The sequence below is a fragment of the Flavobacterium sp. YO64 genome, from assembly GCF_004119505.1.
Lineage (GTDB): Bacteria > Bacteroidota > Bacteroidia > Flavobacteriales > Flavobacteriaceae > Flavobacterium > Flavobacterium oncorhynchi.
On sequence record NZ_NRQV01000061.1, the window covers coordinates 1 to 4,996 of the forward strand.

The window sequence follows — 4,996 nt, forward strand, 5'->3', positions numbered from 1 at the left end:
GCAATATAATATTAAAATATACGATGAAGAGTTTGATCCTGGCTCAGGATGAACGCTAGCGGCAGGCTTAACACATGCAAGTCGAGGGGTATATGTCTTCGGATATAGAGACCGGCGCACGGGTGCGTAACGCGTATGCAATCTACCTTTTACAGAGGGATAGCCCAGAGAAATTTGGATTAATACCTCATAGTATTATTGAGTGGCATCACTTAATAATTAAAGTCACAACGGTAAAAGATGAGCATGCGTCCCATTAGCTAGTTGGTAAGGTAACGGCTTACCAAGGCAACGATGGGTAGGGGTCCTGAGAGGGAGATCCCCCACACTGGTACTGAGACACGGACCAGACTCCTACGGGAGGCAGCAGTGAGGAATATTGGACAATGGGCGCAAGCCTGATCCAGCCATGCCGCGTGCAGGATGACGGTCCTATGGATTGTAAACTGCTTTTGTACGAGAAGAAACACTGCTTCGTGAAGCAGCTTGACGGTATCGTAAGAATAAGGATCGGCTAACTCCGTGCCAGCAGCCGCGGTAATACGGAGGATCCAAGCGTTATCCGGAATCATTGGGTTTAAAGGGTCCGTAGGCGGTTTAGTAAGTCAGTGGTGAAAGCCCATCGCTCAACGGTGGAACGGCCATTGATACTGCTGAACTTGAATTATTAGGAAGTAACTAGAATATGTAGTGTAGCGGTGAAATGCTTAGAGATTACATGGAATACCAATTGCGAAGGCAGGTTACTACTAATTGATTGACGCTGATGGACGAAAGCGTGGGGAGCGAACAGGATTAGATACCCTGGTAGTCCACGCCGTAAACGATGGATACTAGCTGTTGGGCGCAAGTTCAGTGGCTAAGCGAAAGTGATAAGTATCCCACCTGGGGAGTACGTTCGCAAGAATGAAACTCAAAGGAATTGACGGGGGCCCGCACAAGCGGTGGAGCATGTGGTTTAATTCGATGATACGCGAGGAACCTTACCAAGGCTTAAATGTAGATTGACCGGTTTGGAAACAGATCTTTCGCAAGACAATTTACAAGGTGCTGCATGGTTGTCGTCAGCTCGTGCCGTGAGGTGTCAGGTTAAGTCCTATAACGAGCGCAACCCCTGTTGTTAGTTGCCAGCGAGTCAAGTCGGGAACTCTAACAAGACTGCCAGTGCAAACTGTGAGGAAGGTGGGGATGACGTCAAATCATCACGGCCCTTACGCCTTGGGCTACACACGTGCTACAATGGCCGGTACAGAGAGCAGCCACTGGGCGACCAGGAGCGAATCTATAAAACCGGTCACAGTTCGGATCGGAGTCTGCAACTCGACTCCGTGAAGCTGGAATCGCTAGTAATCGGATATCAGCCATGATCCGGTGAATACGTTCCCGGGCCTTGTACACACCGCCCGTCAAGCCATGGAAGCTGGGGGTGCCTGAAGTCGGTGACCGCAAGGAGCTGCCTAGGGTAAAACTGGTAACTAGGGCTAAGTCGTAACAAGGTAGCCGTACCGGAAGGTGCGGCTGGAACACCTCCTTTCTAGAGCCTCAAATGTTAGTGCTTGCACACGTTGAGGAAACAAGATGATTATTTATAGGATTCTGAATTGGAGATTGTATTACTCTTGCTGTTAATTTAAAAAATAATGAAAAATTAAGTAAAACAGAGTCTCGTAGCTCAGCTGGTTAGAGTACTACACTGATAATGTAGGGGTCGGCAGTTCGAGTCTGCCCGGGACTACTATTTAACTTAATTACAAGGAAATTTTAGAGGTTGAGACCTTATGAGCAATAATTCATAACTCATAACTAATAACTCATCACTAAGAAAATGGGGGATTAGCTCAGCTGGCTAGAGCGCCTGCCTTGCACGCAGGAGGTCAACGGTTCGACTCCGTTATTCTCCACTGATCCGAAAGGATAAAAGTTCATTGACATATTGAGATAAGAAAATAATAAAAAGTAGAAAGCGTTTTTTACAATTTATTGTAAAAAACAAAAAAAACGGTCATAATTGATATTATGATTGGTACAATAAGCAAAATAAGGGCGTATGGGGGATGCCTAGGCTCTCAGAGGCGAAGAAGGACGTGATAAGCTGCGAAAAGCTGCGGGGACGGGCACACACCGATTGATCCGCAGATATCCGAATGGGGCAACCCACTATGTTGAAGACATAGTACACCGATAGGTGGGCAAACCCGCTGAACTGAAACATCTAAGTAGGCGGAGGAGAAGAAAACAAAAGTGATTCCGTAAGTAGTGGCGAGCGAACGCGGATTAGCCCAAACCAATGTTGTTACGGCAATGTTGGGGTTGTAGGACCACGATATTTTATGTACAAGGAACCGGAAGTTACTGGAAAGTGACGCCATAGAGAGTGATAGCCTCGTATGGGTAACAAGTATAATAGATAGTGGTATCCTGAGTAGGGCGGGGCACGTGAAACCCTGTCTGAATTTGGCGGGACCATCCGCTAAGGCTAAATACTCCTGAGAGACCGATAGTGAACCAGTACCGTGAGGGAAAGGTGAAAAGAACCGTGAATAACGGAGTGAAATAGATCCTGAAACCATACGCTTACAAGCGGTCGGAGCCCTTTCGTGGGGTGACGGCGTGCCTTTTGCATAATGAGCCTACGAGTTAACGTTGCTGGCAAGGTTAAGTGATTAAGTCACGGATCCGTAGCGAAAGCGAGTCTGAATAGGGCGCTTTAGTCAGTAGTGTTAGACGCGAAACCGTGTGATCTACCCATGGGCAGGTTGAAGCTGTGGTAACACACAGTGGAGGACCGAACCGGTTGACGTTGAAAAGTCTTCGGATGACCTGTGGGTAGGGGTGAAAGGCCAATCAAACTCGGAAATAGCTCGTACTCCCCGAAATGCATTTAGGTGCAGCGCTGATGATAGTTATATAGAGGTAGAGCTACTGATTGGATGCGGGGGCTTCACCGCCTACCAATTCCTGACAAACTCCGAATGCTATATAATGTTTCACAGCAGTGAGGGCTTGGGTGCTAAGGTCCAAGTCCGAGAGGGAAAGAACCCAGACCATCAGCTAAGGTCCCCAAATATATGCTAAGTTGAAAGAACGAGGTTTGTCTGCCCAGACAGCTAGGATGTTGGCTTGGAAGCAGCCATTCATTTAAAGAGTGCGTAACAGCTCACTAGTCGAGCGGACGAGCATGGATAATAATCGGGCATAAGCATATTACCGAAGCTATGGATTTAGAGTTTACTCTAAGTGGTAGGGGAGCATTCTAACAGGGTTGAAGGTGTATCGTCAGGTATGCTGGACTGGTTAGAAAAGAAAATGTAGGCATAAGTAACGATAATGCGGGCGAGAAACCCGCACACCGAAAAACTAAGGTTTCCACAGCTATGCTAATCAGCTGTGGGTTAGTCTGGTCCTAAGGCGAACCCGAAAGGGACAGTCGATGGCTAACGGGTTAATATTCCCGTACTACTAATTACTGTGATGGGGTGACGGAGTGATGAAAGCGCCGCGAACTGACGGAATAGTTCGTTAAAGTACCTAGCTATAAGATCTATAGGCAAATCCGTAGATTTTGGTGAAATACGATAGTACTCGGAGTCTTCGGACAAAGAGATAGTGCGCCTAAGGGCTTCCAAGAAAAACCTCTAAACTTCAGGTAATTAGTACCAGTACCGTAAACCGACACAGGTAGTTGAGGAGAGAATCCTAAGGTGCTCGAGAGATTCATGGCTAAGGAATTAGGCAAAATAGACCTGTAACTTCGGGAGAAAGGTCGCCAGCAGCAATGCTGGCCGCAGTGAAGAGGTCCAGGCGACTGTTTATCAAAAACACAGGGCTCTGCAAAATCGTAAGATGAAGTATAGGGCCTGACACCTGCCCGGTGCTGGAAGGTTAAGAGGAGATGTTATCTTCGGAGAAGCATTGAATTGAAGCCCCAGTAAACGGCGGCCGTAACTATAACGGTCCTAAGGTAGCGAAATTCCTTGTCGGGTAAGTTCCGACCTGCACGAATGGTGTAACGATCTGGACACTGTCTCAGCCATGAGCTCGGTGAAATTGTAGTAACGGTGAAGATGCCGTTTACCCGCAGTGGGACGAAAAGACCCTGTGCACCTTTACTATAGCTTAGTATTGACCTTGGATAAATGATGTGTAGGATAGGTTGGAGACTATGAAGCGGCGTCGCCAGGCGTTGTGGAGTCATTGTTGAAATACAACCCTTTGTTTATCTGAGGCCTAACTCTTCGATGAAGAGGACAGTGCTTGGTGGGTAGTTTGACTGGGGTGGTCGCCTCCAAAAGAGTAACGGAGGCTTCTAAAGGTTCCCTCAGTACGCTTGGTAACCGTGCGTAGAGTGCAATGGCATAAGGGAGCTTGACTGAGAGACATACAGGTCGATCAGGTACGAAAGTAGAGCATAGTGATCCGGTGGTTCCGCATGGAAGGGCCATCGCTCAAAGGATAAAAGGTACGCCGGGGATAACAGGCTGATCTCCCCCAAGAGCTCATATCGACGGGGGGGTTTGGCACCTCGATGTCGGCTCGTCACATCCTGGGGCTGGAGAAGGTCCCAAGGGTTGGGCTGTTCGCCCATTAAAGTGGCACGCGAGCTGGGTTCAGAACGTCGTGAGACAGTTCGGTCTCTATCTACTGTGGGCGTTAGAAATTTGAGTGGATCTGATTCTAGTACGAGAGGACCGAATTGGACTAACCTCTAGTGTATCTGTTGTCCCGCCAGGGGCACCGCAGAGTAGCTACGTTGGGAAGGGATAAGCGCTGAAAGCATATAAGCGCGAAACCCACCACAAGATGAGATTTCTTTTAAGGATCGTGGAAGATGACCACGTTGATAGGCTATAGATGTAAAGGCAGTAATGTCATAGTCGAGTAGTACTAATAATCCGTAAGCTTATGTACACCCTTTTCCTCCCGAGCAATCGGGAGGAAGAAACTTTCTAAAAATAGTAAATAAAAGTACTTTTCTTTATCTCAGTATGTTAAGATA

Annotated in this window: 2 tRNA genes and 2 rRNA genes; all 4 read left to right on the top strand. The window is 47.6% G+C overall.

Going from position 1 to position 4,996, the window contains the following annotated elements:
- Positions 1–20: 20 nt before the first annotated feature.
- A 16S ribosomal RNA gene (locus BOW57_RS20455) occupies positions 21–1,534 on the top strand.
- Between the two features lie 127 nt (positions 1,535–1,661).
- Positions 1,662–1,735: transfer RNA gene (locus BOW57_RS20460), tRNA-Ile, on the top strand.
- A gap of 92 nt (positions 1,736–1,827) precedes the next feature.
- A tRNA-Ala gene (locus tag BOW57_RS20465) sits at positions 1,828–1,901 on the top strand.
- 125 nt (positions 1,902–2,026) lie between these two features.
- Positions 2,027–4,908, top strand: a 23S ribosomal RNA gene (locus tag BOW57_RS20470).
- Together the 16S and 23S rRNA genes with 2 tRNA genes alongside form the textbook arrangement of a ribosomal RNA operon.
- Positions 4,909–4,996: the final 88 nt, after the last annotated feature.